Source organism: Pseudomonas brassicae (assembly GCF_010671725.1).
GTDB classification, from domain to species: domain Bacteria; phylum Pseudomonadota; class Gammaproteobacteria; order Pseudomonadales; family Pseudomonadaceae; genus Aquipseudomonas; species Aquipseudomonas brassicae.
In genome coordinates, this window is sequence record NZ_JAAHBU010000145.1 from 1 (window position 1) to 14,934 (window position 14,934).

Sequence of the window (14,934 nt, forward strand, 5' to 3'; positions counted from 1 at the left end):
TTTTTTAATCGACGGGGCGCGCAAGGCGCCCCGCGTCTTGAACGGGCGGCGTGATGCTGAACAAATATCCTCTATGGAAATACGCACTGATCCTGGTGGTACTGGCGATCGGTTTTATTTATTCCGCTCCCAACCTCTACCCTGACGATGCGGCAATTCAGGTCAGCGGTGCCAGCACGGCGCTGCAGGTCAGCCAGGCCGACCTGGACCGTGCCAGCAAGGCACTGACCGACGCCGGCATCACCGTCAAGGGTGCAAGCCTGGGTGAGAAAGGCAAGGGCGCACTGCTGCGCCTGGCCAAGCAGGAAGACCAACTGCCAGCCAAGGACGTTGTGCGCAAGGCACTGGGCGACGACTACGTGGTTGCACTGAACCTGGCACCGACCACTCCGCAATGGTTGCGCAACCTGGGCGCAAGCCCCATGAAGCTGGGCCTGGACCTTTCCGGTGGTGTGCACTTCCTGCTTGAAGTGGACATGGACAAGGCCATGGCGGCACGTCTGAAAGTGTATGAAGGCGAAGTCAAAAGCCTGCTGCGCAAAGAGCGTGTGCGTTACCGCAGCCTGCCTCAGCAGGACGGTGGCATTCAGCTGGGCTTCTCCGATGACCAATCCCGCGAACAGGCTCGCAGCCTGATCCGCAAGAATTTCAACGATTTCGAGCTGACCACCACCGAGCGTAATGGCCTGTCGGTGCTGCGTCTGGCGATTACCCCGGCCAAGGTCGCGGAAATCCGTGAATACTCGATCAAGCAGAACTTGACCACGGTACGTAACCGCGTCAACGAGCTGGGTGTTGCCGAGCCACTGGTTCAGCGCCAGGGTGCCAACCGCATCGTGGTCGAGCTGCCAGGCGTGCAGGACACCGCCGAAGCCAAGCGTATCCTGGGCAAGACCGCGAACCTGGAGTTCCGTCTGGGTGCAGAGCCGGGTGCGTCCAAGGCCACCACCGAGTCCTTCGAGTTCCGTGAAGGCGGTCGTCCGGCCGCTGCGGTCGAGCGTGGCCTGATCATCACCGGTGACCAGGTGACCGACGCCCAGGCCAGCTTCGACGAGCAAGGTCGTCCGCAAGTGAACATCCGCCTGGATGGCCACGGTGGCGAGCTGATGAGCCGCGCCACGCGCAGTAACGTCGGTCGCAGCATGGCGGTGATCTTCATCGAGCAGCGTCCGATCACCCGCTATACCAAGCAAGTGGTCGACGGTGTCGAGAAAGACGTGCCGGTGCAGACCTTCGTCGAAGAGAAACGCATCATCAGCCTGGCGACCATCCAGTCGCCACTGGGCAGCCAGTTCCGCATCACCGGCCTGAACGGCCAGGGCGAATCGTCCGAGCTGGCCCTGCTGCTGCGTGCCGGTGGTCTGGCCGCGCCGATGTACTTCGCTGAAGAACGTACCATTGGCCCGAGCCTGGGTGCCGACAACATCACCAAGGGTATCGATGCATCGCTGTGGGGCATGCTGTTCGTCTCGCTGTTCATCATCGCCATCTACCGCTTCTTCGGTGTGATCGCTACCGTCGCCCTGGCGGGCAACATGGTGTTGCTGCTGGCGCTGATGTCGCTGCTGGGGGCTACGCTGACCCTGCCGGGTATCGCCGGTATCGTGTTGACCATGGGTATGGCGGTCGACGCCAACGTGCTGATCTTCTCGCGCATACGCGAAGAGCTGGCCAATGGCATGTCGGTGCAACGCGCCATCCACGAAGGCTTCAACCGTGCCTACACGGCGATCGTCGATGCCAACCTGACCACCTTGCTGGTGGGCGGTATCCTGTTCGCCATGGGGACCGGTCCGGTCAAAGGCTTCGCGGTTACCATGTCCCTCGGGATTTTCACCTCGATGTTCACGGCCGTCATGGTCACCCGCGCAATGGTCAACCTGACCTGCGGTGGGCGGGACATCAAGAAGTTGTGGGTATAAGGGGCTGCCATGTTACGTACCATTAACTTCATGGGTGTGCGCAACGTCGCGTTCGGCGTCACCCTGCTGCTGACTGTGCTGGCACTGTTCAGCTGGTTCTACAAAGGGCTCAACTTCGGCCTGGACTTCACCGGCGGTACGCTCATCGAGCTGACCTACGAGCGTCCGGCCAACCTGGGCCAGGTGCGCGAGGAACTGGTCAACGCCGGCTTCCACGACGCCGTGGTGCAGAGCTTCGGTGCCACTACCGACCTGCTGGTGCGCATGCCGGGCGATGACCCGATGCTGGGCAACAAGGTCTCCGAGGCCCTGCAGAAGATCAGCAGCGACAACCCGGCGGTGGTCAAGCGCGTCGAGTTCGTCGGCCCGCAGGTGGGCGAAGAGCTGCGCGACCAGGGCGGCCTGGGCATGTTGCTGGCACTGGGCGGCATCATGATCTACCTGGCCTTCCGCTTTCAGTGGAAGTTCGCGGTGGGCGCGATCCTGTCGCTGGTGCACGACGTTGTCGTGACCATGGGTATCCTGTCGTTCTTCCAGATCACCTTCGACCTGACGGTGCTGGCGGCGGTGCTGGCGATCATCGGCTACTCGCTCAACGACACCATCGTGGTGTTCGACCGGGTGCGCGAGAACTTCCGCGTGATGCGCAAGGCCTCGCTGATCGAGAACATCAACGTCTCGACCACCCAGACCCTGCTGCGTACTGTGGCCACCTCGGTGTCGACCTTGCTGGCGATCGCGGCGCTGCTGTTCTTTGGTGGCGATAACCTGTGGGGCTTCTCGCTGGCACTGTTCATCGGTGTAATGGCGGGTACCTACTCGTCGATCTACATCGCCAACGTGGTGCTGATCTGGCTGAACCTGAACAGCGAAGACCTGATTCCACCGGTCAAGGCCGAGGGTGTGGACGAGCGTCCATAACACCTGATTGCTGTCCCGCGGGTCCTGAAGAAGGCGCGAGTATTGAACTCGCGCCTTTTTTCATGCTCCAAGCTGGGACAAGCGCGGGCATGGACCCGCTGGTAAATCAGGAGGTTCACGTGAACAAGTCGATGCTGGTGGGTGCGGTACTGGGTGCTGTCGGTGTAACTGCCGGAGGTGCTGTTGCTACCTACAGCTTGGTCAAGGGCGGGCCGGAATACGCGCAGGTGGTCGGTGTGCAGCCGGTCAAGCAAACCATCAAGACACCACGGGAAGTCTGCAAGGATGTCGCGGTCACGCGCCAGGCACCGGTCAAGGACCAGCATCAGATTGCCGGTACCGTGCTGGGTGCGGTGGCGGGTGGCTTGCTGGGTAACCAGATTGGTGGCGGCAACGGCAAGAAGATCGCCACGGTGGCCGGTGCGGTCGGTGGTGGTTACGCCGGCAACAAGGTGCAGGAAGGCATGCAGAACCGCGACACCTACACCACCACGCAAACCCGCTGCAACACGGTCAATGACCTGAGCGAGAAGGTGGTGGGGTATGACGTGAAGTATTCGATTGGCGACAAGGTGGGGCAGGTGCGCATGGACCGTGATCCAGGCTCGCAGATCCCGCTGGACGAGAATGGCAAGCTGGTGCTGACGCAGGCGCAGCCTGGGCAGTGATGATGGCTGGGGCTGCCTTGCAGCCCATTCGCTGGCAAGCCAGCTCCCACAGGGATCAAGGTTGTCCTTGTGGTCAGCCAATAAAAAAGCACCCCGAAGGGTGCTTTTTTTGCCCGCCTGAAACTCAGCGCTTCAGCGAAGCCGGCAGGTGCGGCTGGATCGCCGTCAGTACTGCCTTGAAGCACTTGATGTTGCCGGCAACCACGTGGCCCTTCTCGAGGAAGTCGTGACCGCCGGTGAAGTCGCTCACCAGGCCGCCCGCTTCCTGGATCAGTAGTGCGCCTGCCGCCATGTCCCACTCGCTCAGGCCCGACTCCCAGAAGGCGTCATAGCGACCGGCAGCCACGTAGGCCAGGTCCAGGCTCGCAGCGCCAGCGCGGCGGATGCCGGCGGTCTGGCCGACCAGGGCGCGGAACATGCCCAGGTAGTTGTCCAGGCCGTCCATCTGCTCGTCACGGAACGGGAAGCCGGTACCCAGCAGGGCGCCGTCCAGGCTGGTGCGGCCGCTGACGCGCAGGCGGCGACCGTTGAGCTGGGCGCCACGGCCACGGCTGGCGGTGAATTCTTCCTGGCGGACCGGGTCCAGTACGACCGCGTGTTCCAGGCGGCCGCGGTATTTGCACGCGATGCTCACGGCAAAGTGCGGTACGCCGCGCAGGAAGTTGGTGGTGCCATCGAGTGGGTCGATGATCCACAGATAGTCCTTGCCGTCTTCGCCGCTGCCTGCGTGCAGGCCGGTTTCTTCGCCGTAGATGGAATGGTTCGGGTACGCCTTGCGCAGGGCGTCGATGATGACTTTTTCTGCCGCGCGGTCGACTTCGGAGACGTAATCCTTGGCGTCTTTCTCATCTACCTTGATGGTATCCAGGCGCTCGATGGAGCGGAAAATCAGTTCACTGGCGCTGCGGGCGCGCGCAGCGCGATATTCAGCATGGGCTGCATGGACGTTTCACCTGGGTCGTTAAAGAAAGCCGAACATTCTAGCAGAAAACTTTGCGCGAAGAAGGGCGACATTTGCTTTCATAGCGTAAAGTCGGTCGCTTCTGTAAGATTTGCTCCCCTCTTTCCGTGTCTGTGAGCCCGTGCCCGTGCTGCCAAATATTCGTGTTGTCCTGGTCAATACCAGCCACCCCGGCAATATCGGTGGAGCTGCGCGCGCCATGAAGAACATGGGGCTGTCGCGCCTGGTGCTGGTCGACCCGCAGGATTTCCCTTCCCACGATGCCAGCGCCCGCGCCTCCGGTGCCGACGATGTGCTGGCCGGCGCGCAGGTGGTGGCCACCCTCGAAGACGCACTGGTCGGTTGCACCCTGGTAGTGGGCACCAGTGCCCGTGACCGGCGTATCCCGTGGCCGATGCTCGACCCGCGCGAATGCGGCGCCAAGGCCGTGGAGCAGGCGGCTGAAGGCGCCGAGGTGGCGTTGGTGTTCGGCCGTGAATACGCCGGCCTGACCAACGAGGAGCTGCAGCGATGTCACTATCACGTGCATATCCCGTCCAACCCGGATTTCAGTTCGCTGAATCTGGCGGCGGCGGTCCAGGTGCTGGCGTACGAAGTGCGCATGGCCTGGCTGGCAGCCGAAGGGCAGGCGTTGAAGGTCGAGAAGGTCGAAGTGGCCTCGGTGCGCAGTGCAGAGCTGGCGACCATGGATGAGATGGAGCTGTTCTACCAGCACCTGGAATCCACCCTGGTGGACATCGGCTTTCTCGACCCGACCAAGCCCAAGCACCTGATGCCGCGTTTGCGCCGCCTGTACGGGCGCAGCTCGGTAAGTCGATCGGAAATCAGTATTTTGCGCGGCATCCTCACCGAAACCCAGAAAACGGCCCGGGGCGATGCGCACAAGCGGAAGGATCAGTAAATGTTCGAGCGTCTGCGTGAAGATATCCAAAGCGTTTTCCACCGTGACCCGGCGGCGCGCAATGCCTTTGAAGTGCTGACCTGCTACCCAGGCATGCATGCGATCTGGCTGCACCGCGCGGCGCACGCACTGTGGGTGCGCGACTGGAAGTGGCTGGCCCGGCTGGTGTCGAACTTCGGTCGCTGGATGACCGGTATCGAGATCCATCCCGGCGCAAGGTGGGTCGGCGTTTCTTCATCGACCACGGCATGGGCATCGTGATTGGCGAAACCGCCGAGATCGGTGACGACGTGACCCTGTACCAGGGTGTGACCCTGGGCGGCACCAGCTGGAACAAGGGCAAGCGTCACCCCACCCTGGAAGACGGCGTGGTGGTGGGGGCCGGGGCCAAGGTGCTGGGCCCGTTCACGGTGGGCGCAGGGGCCAAGATCGGCTCCAACGCGGTGGTCACCAAGGCGGTGCCGGCAGGGGCCACGGCGGTGGGCATCCCGGGGCGCATCATCGTCAAGTCCGATGCCGAGCAGGAAGCGCGGCGCAAGGCCATGGCCGAAAAGATCGGCTTCGATGCCTACGGCGTCAGCGAAGACATGCCCGACCCGGTGGCCCGCGCCATCGGCCAGTTGCTCGACCACCTGCAGGCGGTCGACGGGCGCCTGGAGGACATGTGCGGTGCACTCAAGAACCTGGGCAGCGACTACTGCGCCAAGGAACTGCCGGCCCTGCGTGACGAAGACTTCGCCGAGGTGAAGGCCGACGCCCGTAGCGACGCGTCGACGCATTGACAGAAGGGCGTGTGCAGGCACGCCCGAGTTTGCTACACTCTGCGCCGCCTCTCAGGCGCAATCCCGACTAAAGCGCTAGGTCTTATAGTTGACTTAAATGCTCGGGAATCGCATACTCGCACACATCCCGTAACTCCCGTGGTACCAAATAGCCATGCGACTGACTACAAAAGGCCGATACGCCGTGACTGCCATGCTTGACCTGGCGTTGCACGCGCAAAACGGGCCGGTGTCCCTGGCCGACATCTCTGAGCGCCAAGGCATCTCTCTTTCCTATCTGGAGCAGCTGTTTGCCAAGCTGCGTCGCAGCAGTCTGGTTTCCAGCGTGCGCGGTCCAGGCGGCGGCTACCAGCTGGCGCGTGTGATGGAAAGCATCCAGGTGGTTCAGGTGATCGACGCGGTCAACGAATCGGTCGACGCTACGCGCTGCCAAGGATTGGGTGATTGCCATGCCGGCGATACCTGCCTGACCCACCACTTGTGGTGTGACCTCAGCCAGCAGATTCACGAATTTCTGAGTGGTATCAGCCTGGCTGACCTTGTGACTCGCCGTGAGGTACAAGAAGTCGCCCAGCGTCAGGACCTGCGTCGAATCGCGGGCCGGATACCGCATCTGGACAAGATTGAGACATCCGCCGTCGAATGACCGTTTCGACAGCGCGGTGAGCCCGCCTGATAGGAGATTTTCAATGAAGTTGCCGATTTACCTCGATTACTCCGCGACCACTCCGGTCGACCCGCGTGTCGCCCAGAAGATGAGCGATTGCCTGCTGGTCGACGGGAACTTCGGTAACCCGGCTTCGCGCTCCCACGTCTTTGGCTGGAAAGCCGAAGAAGCGGTCGAGAACGCTCGCCGCCAGGTCGCCGACCTGGTCAACGCCGACCCGCGGGAAATTGTCTGGACCAGTGGTGCCACCGAGTCCGACAACCTGGCAATCAAGGGCGTCGCGCACTTCTACAGCACCAAGGGCAAGCACCTGATCACGTCCAAGATCGAGCACAAGGCGGTCCTGGACAGCACGCGCCAACTGGAGCGTGAAGGCTTTGAAGTCACCTACATCGAGCCAGGCGCCGATGGCCTGATCACCCCGGCCATGGTCGAGGCAGCCCTGCGTGACGACACCATCCTGGTGTCGATCATGCATGTGAACAACGAAATCGGCACCATCAACGACATCGCCGCCATCGGTGAACTGACCCGCTCGCGCGGTGTGATGTTCCACGTCGATGCCGCGCAGTCCACCGGCAAGGTGGAGATCGACCTGCAGAAGCTCAAGGTCGACCTGATGTCGTTCTCGGCGCACAAGACCTACGGCCCCAAGGGGATCGGCGCGCTGTACGTCAGCCGCAAGCCGCGCGTACGTCTGGAAGCCACCATGCACGGCGGCGGTCACGAGCGCGGCATGCGTTCGGGCACCCTGGCCACCCACCAGATCGTCGGCATGGGCGAAGCGTTCGCCATCGCCAAAGAACTGATGGCCAGCGAGAACGTGCGCATCAAGGCCCTGAGCGACCGCTTCTACAAGCAGGTCGAGAGCCTTGAAGAGCTGTACATCAACGGCAGCATGACCGCGCGTATCCCGCACAACCTGAACCTGAGCTTCAACTACGTTGAAGGCGAGTCGCTGATCATGGCCCTCAAGGACCTGGCAGTGTCTTCGGGTTCGGCGTGCACCTCGGCATCCCTCGAGCCGTCCTACGTACTGCGTGCCCTGGGCCGCAACGACGAACTGGCGCACAGCTCGATCCGCTTCACCTTCGGCCGTTTCAGCACCGAAGAAGAAATCGACTACGCCGCGCAGAAAGTCTGCGAGGCAGTGACCAAGCTGCGCGAATTGTCGCCGCTGTGGGATATGTTCAAAGACGGCGTCGATATCTCCAAGATCGAATGGGCTGCGCACTAAGTAGCCGCCGGCAAGAGCGGCTCTCTGATGAGGAAGGAATAGCACCATGGCTTACAGTGAAAAGGTCATCGACCACTACGAAAACCCACGCAACGTCGGCAAGATGAATGCCGAAGACCCGGATGTCGGTACCGGCATGGTCGGCGCCCCGGCGTGTGGTGACGTGATGCGCCTGCAGATCAAGGTCAACGAGCAGGGCGTCATCGAAGACGCCAAGTTCAAGACCTATGGCTGTGGTTCGGCCATCGCTTCCAGCTCCCTCGCCACCGAGTGGATGAAGGGCAAGACCCTGGACGAAGCCGAAACCATCAAGAACACCCAGCTGGCCGAAGAACTGGCGTTGCCGCCGGTGAAAATCCACTGCTCGGTACTCGCCGAGGACGCCATCAAGGCGGCCGTGCGCGATTACAAGCAGAAGAAAGGTTTGCTCTAAGTTCGCCTGTTGCAGGTAAGGAGTCTCGATGGCTATCAGCATGACAGAAGCCGCCGCCAACCATGTGCGGCGCTCCCTCGACGGACGCGGCAAGGGTGACGGCATTCGCCTGGGCGTTCGCACCACCGGCTGCTCGGGCCTGGCCTATGTGCTGGAGTTCGTCGATGCACCCGACACGGAAGACCAGGTGTTCGAAAGTCACGGCGTCAAGGTGATCATCGACCCCAAGAGCCTGGTGTACCTGGACGGGACCGAGCTCGATTTCGTCAAGGAAGGGTTGAACGAAGGCTTCAAGTTCAACAATCCCAACGTGCGCGGTGAGTGTGGCTGCGGCGAAAGCTTCAACGTCTGAGGCTGCGCGTGGGTACTCCTTGTCATTTCGCCCTGTTTGACTTGCAACCTGGCTTCCGCCTGGACCTCGATGCGTTGGCCGTGCGTTATCGCGAACTGGCCCGCGAGGTCCATCCGGATCGCTTTGCGGATGCTTCCGCGCGTGAGCAGCGCCTGGCGCTGGAGCGCTCGGCCGGCCTCAACGATGCCTACCAGACCCTCAGGAGCGCGCCCAAGCGGGCGCGTTACCTGTTGGCGATCGGTGGTCACGAAGTGCCGCAGGAAGTCACTGTCCACGATCCCGAGTTCCTCTTCCAGCAGATGCAATGGCGCGAAGAGCTCGAAGACTTGCAGGACAGTGCCGATCTGGACGGCGTGGCCGCCTTCAAGCGCCGCCTGAAGGTGGCCCAGGAAGCACTCAACGAGGACTTCGCCGCCTGCTGGGATGCTGCTGCGCAGCGCGAACAGGCCGAGCGCCTGATGCGCCGCATGCAGTTCCTCGACAAGCTCGCCTATGAAGTGCGCCAGCTGGAAGAGCGCCTCGACGATTAACCCGGTGACGCCGTTGGCGTCACCCCTGGTATCAGATAAGCATGGCCCTACTGCAGATCGCCGAACCCGGTCAGACGCCTCAGCCCCATCAGCGCCGCCTGGCCGTGGGCATTGACCTTGGCACCACCAATTCGCTGGTCGCTGCACTGCGCAGTGGCATTTCCGAACCGTTGCCCGATGCCGAAGGTCGCGTCATCCTGCCGTCCGCGGTGCGTTACCACGCCGACCATATCGATGTGGGCCACAGCGCCCGCGACGCCGCTGCCAGCGACCCGCTCAATACCGTGCTGTCGGTCAAGCGCCTGATGGGGCGTGGCCTGGCTGACGTCAAGCAACTGGGTGAGCAGTTGCCGTACCACTTTGTCGGTGGCGAGTCGCACATGCCGTTCATCGACACCGTGCAGGGGCCCAAGAGCCCGGTTGAAGTGTCGGCCGACATCCTCAAGGTGCTGCGCCAGCGCGCCGAAGCCACCCTGGGCGGCGAACTGGTCGGCGCGGTGATCACCGTGCGGCGTATTTCGACGACGCTCAGCGTCAGGCCACCAAGGACGCTGCGCGCCTGGCCGGCCTGAACGTGCTGCGCCTGCTCAACGAGCCGACGGCTGCGGCCGTGGCCTACGGCCTGGACCAGAACGCCGAAGGCGTGGTCGCCATCTACGACCTGGGCGGCGGTACCTTCGACATTTCGATCCTGCGCCTGACCGGCGGTGTGTTCGAAGTGATGGCTACCGGTGGCGACAGCGCCCTGGGTGGCGATGACTTCGACCATGCCATCGCCGGCTGGATCATCGAGCAGGCAGGTCTGTCTGCCGACCTTGACCCGGGCACCCAGCGTCAGTTGCTGCAAGCCGCCTGTGCAGCCAAGGAAGCGTTGACCGACAGCGACGTCGTGTCTGTGCGCCATGGCGCCTGGCAGGGCGAGCTGAGCCGCGCCGGTTTTGATGCGCTGATCGAACCGATGGTGGCGCGCAGCCTCAAGGCCTGCCGCCGCGCGGTGCGCGACAGCGGCATCGAGCTGGAAGACGTCGAAGCGGTGGTCATGGTGGGTGGTTCCACCCGCGTGCCACGCGTGCGCGAGGCGGTCGGGGCGCTGTTTGGGCGTACCCCGCTGACCGAGATCGACCCCGATCAGGTGGTGGCCATTGGCGCCGCGATCCAGGCCGATACGCTGGCCGGCAACAAGCGTGACGGCGGCGAACTGCTGCTGCTCGACGTGATCCCGCTGTCGCTGGGGCTGGAGACCATGGGCGGGCTGATGGAGAAGGTGATTCCGCGCAACACCACCATCCCGGTCGCCCGCGCCCAGGAGTTCACCACGTATAAAGACGGCCAGTCGGCCATGATGATCCACGTGCTGCAGGGCGAGCGCGAGCTGATCAGCGATTGCCGCTCGCTGGCCCGTTTCGAATTGCGCGGCATCCCGGCGATGGTGGCGGGTGCCGCGAAGATCCGCGTCACCTTCCAGGTAGACGCCGACGGCTTGCTCAGCGTGTCGGCTCGCGAGCTGGGCTCGGGCGTCGAGTCGAGCATCCAGGTCAAACCGTCCTACGGCCTGACCGACGGCGAGATTACCCGCATGCTCAAGGATTCGTTCGAGCACGCCAGCCACGACAAGGTGGCGCGCCAGTTGCGCGAGCATCAGGTCGACGCCGAACGCCTGCTCGAAGCGGTGCAGGGTGCGCTGGAGGCCGATGGCGAACGCCTGCTGGACGCCGAAGAGCGCCTGGCGATCGAACAACAGATGCAAGACTTGCGTGATTTGATGAGCGGTACCGATGGCGCCGCCATCGAGCAGCAGACCAAGCGTCTGTCGCAAGTGACCGATGCCTTTGCCGCCCGTCGCCTTGATTCGACGGTAAAAGCCGCTTTGGCCGGGCGCAACCTGAATGAGATCGAGGAATAACTGATGCCGCAGGTGATTTTTCTGCCCCACGAGACATTCTGCCCCGAGGGGCTGGTGGTGGAGGTGGCGCCGGGTACCAACATCCTGGAGTTGGCCCACGAGCACCATATCGAGATGGAAAGCGCGTGCGGTGGCGTGTGTGCCTGCACCACCTGCCATTGCATCGTGCGTGAAGGCTTCGACTCGCTGGAAGAAGCCGACGAACTGGAAGAGGACATGCTCGACAAGGCCTGGGGCCTGGAGCGTCAGTCGCGCCTGGCCTGCCAGGTGGTTGTCGGCGAAGAAGACGTGACCATCGAGATTCCGAAATACTCGCTCAACCACGCCGCCGAAGCGCCGCACTGACCGATGGAGCTGACATGAGCCTGAAATGGGTTGATGTACTTGAAATTGCAATTCAGCTTGCCGAAAGCAAGCCGGAAGTCGATCCTCGTTACGTGAATTTCGTCGATCTGCACAAGTGGGTGCTGGCCTTGCCGGAATTTGGCGATGATCCAGCCCGCGGCGGTGAAAAGGTTCTCGAGGCCATTCAAGCCGCCTGGATCGAAGAAGCCGACTGAGCGTTTTCGGCAGGTTAGGCAATCCCCCGGAACCCGCGTATAATTCGCGGGTTTAATTTTTCGCTTCACTTACTGTTTCTGGAGTTACACCATGGCTGTTCAACGTACTTTCTCCATCATCAAGCCTGACGCCGTTGCTAAAAACGTGATCGGCGAGATCACCACCCGTTTCGAAAAAGCCGGCCTGCGCGTCGTTGCCTCGAAACTCAAGCAACTGTCCAAAGCCGAAGCCGAAGGCTTCTACGCCGAGCACAAAGAGCGCGGCTTCTTCGGTGACCTGGTTGCCTTCATGATCTCCGGCCCGGTTGTTGTGCAGGTGCTGGAAGGCGAAAACGCCATTGCTCTGAACCGTGAGCTGATGGGCGCTACCAACCCTAAAGAAGCCGCTGCCGGTACCATCCGTGCCGACTTCGCCGAGTCGATCGACGCCAACGCCGTTCACGGTTCGGACTCCGAAGCCGCTGCTGCTCGCGAAATCTCGTACTTCTTCGCAGCTACCGAGGTAACCGCTCGCTAAGCGACAGCTTACGAGTGAGGGTGAATCCATGACGACATCGACTGGTAAAACTAACCTGTTGGGCCTGACCCAGCCGGAAATGGAAAAATTCTTCGAGTCCATCGGGGAGAAACGTTTCCGTGCCGGCCAGGTAATGAAATGGATTCACCACTTTGGTGTCGATGATTTCGACGCCATGACGAATGTCGGCAAGGCCTTGCGCGAAAAGCTCAAGGCTGTTGCCGAGATTCGCGGCCCCGAAGTGGTCAGCGAGGACATTTCCACCGACGGCACCCGCAAGTGGGTGGTGCGCGTGGCGTCCGGCAGCTGTGTCGAGACCGTGTATATCCCCCAGGGCAAGCGTGGCACGCTGTGTGTCTCGTCCCAGGCCGGTTGCGCCCTGGACTGCAGTTTCTGCTCCACCGGCAAGCAAGGATTCAACAGCAACCTCACCGCCGCCGAAGTGATCGGCCAGGTGTGGATTGCCAACAAGTCGTTCGGTAGCATTCCCGCCACCATCGACCGCGCCATCACCAACGTGGTGATGATGGGCATGGGTGAGCCGCTGCTGAACTTCGATAACGTGGTCGCCGCCATGCACCTGATGATGGACGACCTCGGCTACGGTATCTCCAAGCGCCGGGTGACCCTGTCCACCTCCGGCGTGGTGCCGATGATCGACCAACTGGCCAAGCACATCGACGTGTCCCTGGCCCTGTCGCTGCACGCACCCAACGACGCCCTGCGCAACGAGCTGGTACCGATCAACAAGAAGTACCCGCTCAAGGTGCTGCTCGAGTCGTGCATGCGCTACATGGCCGAACTCGGCGAGAAGCGCGTGCTCACCATCGAGTACACCCTGCTCAAGGACGTCAACGACAAGCTCGAGCACGCGGTCGAGATGGTCGAGCTGCTCAAGAACATCCCGTGCAAGATCAACCTGATCCCGTTCAACCCGTTCCCGCACTCCGGTTACGAGCGTCCGAGCAACAACGCGATCCGCCGTTTCCAGGACCACCTGCACCAGGCCGGCTACAACGTCACCGTACGCACCACCCGTGGTGAGGACATCGACGCCGCCTGTGGTCAGTTGGTGGGCCAGGTCATGGACCGCACGCGCCGCAGTGAGCGTTATATCGCCGTACGGCAACTCAATGCCGACACCGATATGCCGCACAACGGCGCGGCGGGCAACTGAGGCCGGCATGGGCCTGCGCGCCGCGCTGCCAACCCTCGTGCTGACGCTGCTTGCCGGCTGCGTCAGCAGCGGCAGTTCCAACCCGCTCAGCAGCGGCAAGGGGCGCGAAGAAGCTCGCCAGGCCTATGTGCAATTGGGCCTGGGGTATTTGCAACAAGGTTTGACCGAGCGCGCCAAGGTGCCCTTGAAAAAGGCACTTGAACTGGACGCCCGCGACCCGGCCGCGCAGGCCGCGCTGGCCCTGGTGTTTCAGCGTGAGGGCGAACCGGCGCTGGCCGAGCTGCACTTTGCCAAGGCCCTGGCCGCGCGCCCGGACGACGCGCGCATCCGCAACAATTTCGGCAGTTTCCTGTATGCACAGGGGCGCTATGCCCAGGCACAGCAGATGTTTCGCCAAGCGGCGGCCGATACCCTGTATCCTGAACGCTCCCGGGTTTTTGAAAACCTTGGCCTGACCGCCTTGAAGCTGGGTCAGCGCGAGCAGGCGCGTGAACACCTGCACAAGGCGTTACGGCTCAACCAGCAGCAACCGCGTGCGTTGCTCGAAATGGCTGAGTTGTCTTACGAAGACAGGCATTATGTGCCGGCGCGCGACTACTACGATCGTTTCAGCCAGCTGGGCGATCCGAACCCCCGCAGCCTGTTGCTGGGGTCACGCCTGGCGAGTGTGTTCGAAGAACCTGACAAGGCCGCCGATCTGGGCGTGCAATTACAACGACTTTATCCCGGTACGCCGGAATATCAGCAATACCTGTCGGAGCAATGATGAAAGCGGCGCATCCCGAAGTAGCAGCAGCGACTCGCCAGAATCCCGGTGAGACCTTGCGTCAGGCCCGTGAAAGCAAGGGTTTGTCGCAGGCCGAAGTGGCCCGCAAGCTCAACCTGACCGTGAGTTCCCTGAACAACCTTGAAAGCGGTGCGTTCGACAAGCTGCCGGGGCACACCTTTGCCCGCGGCTACATCCGCGCCTACGCCAAGCTGTTCGAGATGGACCAGGCCGAACTGGTACTGGCCTTCGACCAGGCCACCGGCAGCAATGCCCAGGGCAGTGACGTGCACGCGCTGGGGCGTATCGAGGAGCCGGTGCGCCTGTCGCACAACATCCTGCGCATCGTCAGCCTGTTGCTGCTTATCGTGGTGATCGGTGGCGGCTTCTTCTGGTGGCAAGACCAGAGCAGCCTGCGCGGCAAGGACCTCGCGAACCTGGCCATGGAGCACGTCGAAGTCGAAAGCGCCGACGGCACCACCCAGATTCATCCGCTGGACGAGCCGGAAGACCAGGCCGTTGCCGAAGGCCAGCAGGCCACGCCACTGGCGCTCGAGCAGGGCCAGCCGGGCGCCACCGATGCAGCCCCGGCTGCTGAAAACGCCTGCGGCCGCTGCCCCGGCGCCAGCCGCACCTG

Annotated in this window: 14 protein-coding genes and 4 pseudogenes; 17 read left to right on the forward strand and 1 reads right to left on the reverse strand. The window is 62.5% G+C overall.

What is annotated here, in order from left to right:
* Window positions 1-53 precede the first annotated feature (53 nt).
* From secD to G3436_RS11655, 3 genes are all read left to right on the forward strand, one after another.
* Window positions 54-1,922, forward strand: coding sequence for a protein translocase subunit SecD (gene secD, locus G3436_RS11645; protein ID WP_163945015.1), 1,869 nt, complete (start codon window positions 54-56; stop codon window positions 1,920-1,922).
* Between the two features lie 9 nt (window positions 1,923-1,931).
* Window positions 1,932-2,843, forward strand: coding sequence for a protein translocase subunit SecF (secF, locus tag G3436_RS11650; RefSeq protein WP_163944985.1), 912 nt, complete (start codon window positions 1,932-1,934; stop codon window positions 2,841-2,843).
* A gap of 119 nt (window positions 2,844-2,962) precedes the next feature.
* A complete protein-coding gene (locus G3436_RS11655) occupies window positions 2,963-3,511 on the forward strand; it encodes a glycine zipper 2TM domain-containing protein (RefSeq protein ID WP_163944987.1) in 549 nt (182 codons plus the stop codon).
* 124 nt (window positions 3,512-3,635) lie between these two features.
* Here G3436_RS11655 and suhB read toward each other — a convergent pair.
* Window positions 3,636-4,453 (reverse strand): annotated as a pseudogene (gene suhB / locus G3436_RS11660) (type III secretion system regulator SuhB).
* A gap of 146 nt (window positions 4,454-4,599) precedes the next feature.
* Between suhB and trmJ the strand changes: the two are divergent.
* The 14 genes and pseudogenes from trmJ to G3436_RS11730 all read left to right on the forward strand — a co-directional run.
* A complete protein-coding gene (gene trmJ, locus G3436_RS11665; protein WP_163944989.1) occupies window positions 4,600-5,373 on the forward strand; it encodes a tRNA (cytosine(32)/uridine(32)-2'-O)-methyltransferase TrmJ in 774 nt (257 codons plus the stop codon).
* Window positions 5,374-6,155 (forward strand): annotated as a pseudogene (gene cysE / locus G3436_RS11670) (serine O-acetyltransferase).
* 154 nt (window positions 6,156-6,309) lie between these two features.
* Window positions 6,310-6,801 carry a Fe-S cluster assembly transcriptional regulator IscR gene (gene iscR / locus G3436_RS11675; protein ID WP_163944991.1) on the forward strand — a complete coding sequence of 164 codons (492 nt, stop codon included), beginning with the start codon at window positions 6,310-6,312 and terminating at the stop codon, window positions 6,799-6,801.
* A gap of 43 nt (window positions 6,802-6,844) precedes the next feature.
* Window positions 6,845-8,059: an IscS subfamily cysteine desulfurase gene (locus tag G3436_RS11680; RefSeq protein WP_163944994.1), complete on the forward strand. Its 1,215-nt coding sequence runs from the start codon at window positions 6,845-6,847 to the stop codon at window positions 8,057-8,059.
* Window positions 8,060-8,105: 46 nt separating this feature from the next.
* Window positions 8,106-8,492: a Fe-S cluster assembly scaffold IscU gene (gene iscU, locus G3436_RS11685; RefSeq protein ID WP_002552476.1), complete on the forward strand. Its 387-nt coding sequence runs from the start codon at window positions 8,106-8,108 to the stop codon at window positions 8,490-8,492.
* Between the two features lie 28 nt (window positions 8,493-8,520).
* Window positions 8,521-8,844, forward strand: coding sequence for an iron-sulfur cluster assembly protein IscA (gene iscA, locus G3436_RS11690; protein WP_163944997.1), 324 nt, complete (start codon window positions 8,521-8,523; stop codon window positions 8,842-8,844).
* Window positions 8,845-8,852: 8 nt separating this feature from the next.
* Complete coding sequence (hscB, locus tag G3436_RS11695) at window positions 8,853-9,374, forward strand: co-chaperone HscB (protein ID WP_163945000.1); 522 nt, start codon at window positions 8,853-8,855, stop codon at window positions 9,372-9,374.
* A 41-nt stretch (window positions 9,375-9,415) separates the two neighbouring features.
* Window positions 9,416-11,277, forward strand: a pseudogene (hscA, locus tag G3436_RS11700) (Fe-S protein assembly chaperone HscA).
* Window positions 11,278-11,280: 3 nt separating this feature from the next.
* Window positions 11,281-11,622 carry an ISC system 2Fe-2S type ferredoxin gene (fdx, locus tag G3436_RS11705; protein WP_163945003.1) on the forward strand — a complete coding sequence of 114 codons (342 nt, stop codon included), beginning with the start codon at window positions 11,281-11,283 and terminating at the stop codon, window positions 11,620-11,622.
* Window positions 11,623-11,636: 14 nt separating this feature from the next.
* Window positions 11,637-11,837, forward strand: a complete 201-nt coding sequence (iscX, locus tag G3436_RS11710; RefSeq protein ID WP_163945005.1) for a Fe-S cluster assembly protein IscX — start codon at window positions 11,637-11,639, stop codon at window positions 11,835-11,837.
* A 91-nt stretch (window positions 11,838-11,928) separates the two neighbouring features.
* A complete protein-coding gene (ndk, locus tag G3436_RS11715; protein ID WP_043864469.1) occupies window positions 11,929-12,354 on the forward strand; it encodes a nucleoside-diphosphate kinase in 426 nt (141 codons plus the stop codon).
* 28 nt (window positions 12,355-12,382) lie between these two features.
* Window positions 12,383-13,531, forward strand: a complete 1,149-nt coding sequence (gene rlmN, locus G3436_RS11720) for a dual-specificity RNA methyltransferase RlmN (protein WP_163945008.1) — start codon at window positions 12,383-12,385, stop codon at window positions 13,529-13,531.
* Window positions 13,532-13,538: 7 nt separating this feature from the next.
* A complete protein-coding gene (gene pilW, locus G3436_RS11725) occupies window positions 13,539-14,297 on the forward strand; it encodes a type IV pilus biogenesis/stability protein PilW (protein ID WP_163945010.1) in 759 nt (252 codons plus the stop codon).
* A pseudogene (locus G3436_RS11730) lies at window positions 14,297-14,934 on the forward strand (helix-turn-helix domain-containing protein); the annotation flags it as partial. The gene pilW and the pseudogene G3436_RS11730, both read left to right, overlap by 1 nt.

Bases quoted from the DNA above. Each gene is read 5' to 3' on its own strand.
- G3436_RS11680 (WP_163944994.1), top strand. From the start codon at position 6,845: ATGAAGTTGCCGATTTACCTCGATTACTCCGCGACCACTCCGGTCGAC.
- iscA (WP_163944997.1), top strand. From the start codon at position 8,521: ATGGCTATCAGCATGACAGAAGCCGCCGCCAACCATGTGCGGCGCTCC.
- iscX (WP_163945005.1), top strand. From the start codon at position 11,637: ATGAGCCTGAAATGGGTTGATGTACTTGAAATTGCAATTCAGCTTGCC.
- secF (WP_163944985.1), top strand. From the start codon at position 1,932: ATGTTACGTACCATTAACTTCATGGGTGTGCGCAACGTCGCGTTCGGC.
- ndk (WP_043864469.1), top strand. From the start codon at position 11,929: ATGGCTGTTCAACGTACTTTCTCCATCATCAAGCCTGACGCCGTTGCT.
- iscU (WP_002552476.1), top strand. From the start codon at position 8,106: ATGGCTTACAGTGAAAAGGTCATCGACCACTACGAAAACCCACGCAAC.
- iscR (WP_163944991.1), top strand. From the start codon at position 6,310: ATGCGACTGACTACAAAAGGCCGATACGCCGTGACTGCCATGCTTGAC.
- rlmN (WP_163945008.1), top strand. From the start codon at position 12,383: ATGACGACATCGACTGGTAAAACTAACCTGTTGGGCCTGACCCAGCCG.
- fdx (WP_163945003.1), top strand. From the start codon at position 11,281: ATGCCGCAGGTGATTTTTCTGCCCCACGAGACATTCTGCCCCGAGGGG.
- secD (WP_163945015.1), top strand. From the start codon at position 54: ATGCTGAACAAATATCCTCTATGGAAATACGCACTGATCCTGGTGGTA.
- pilW (WP_163945010.1), top strand. From the start codon at position 13,539: ATGGGCCTGCGCGCCGCGCTGCCAACCCTCGTGCTGACGCTGCTTGCC.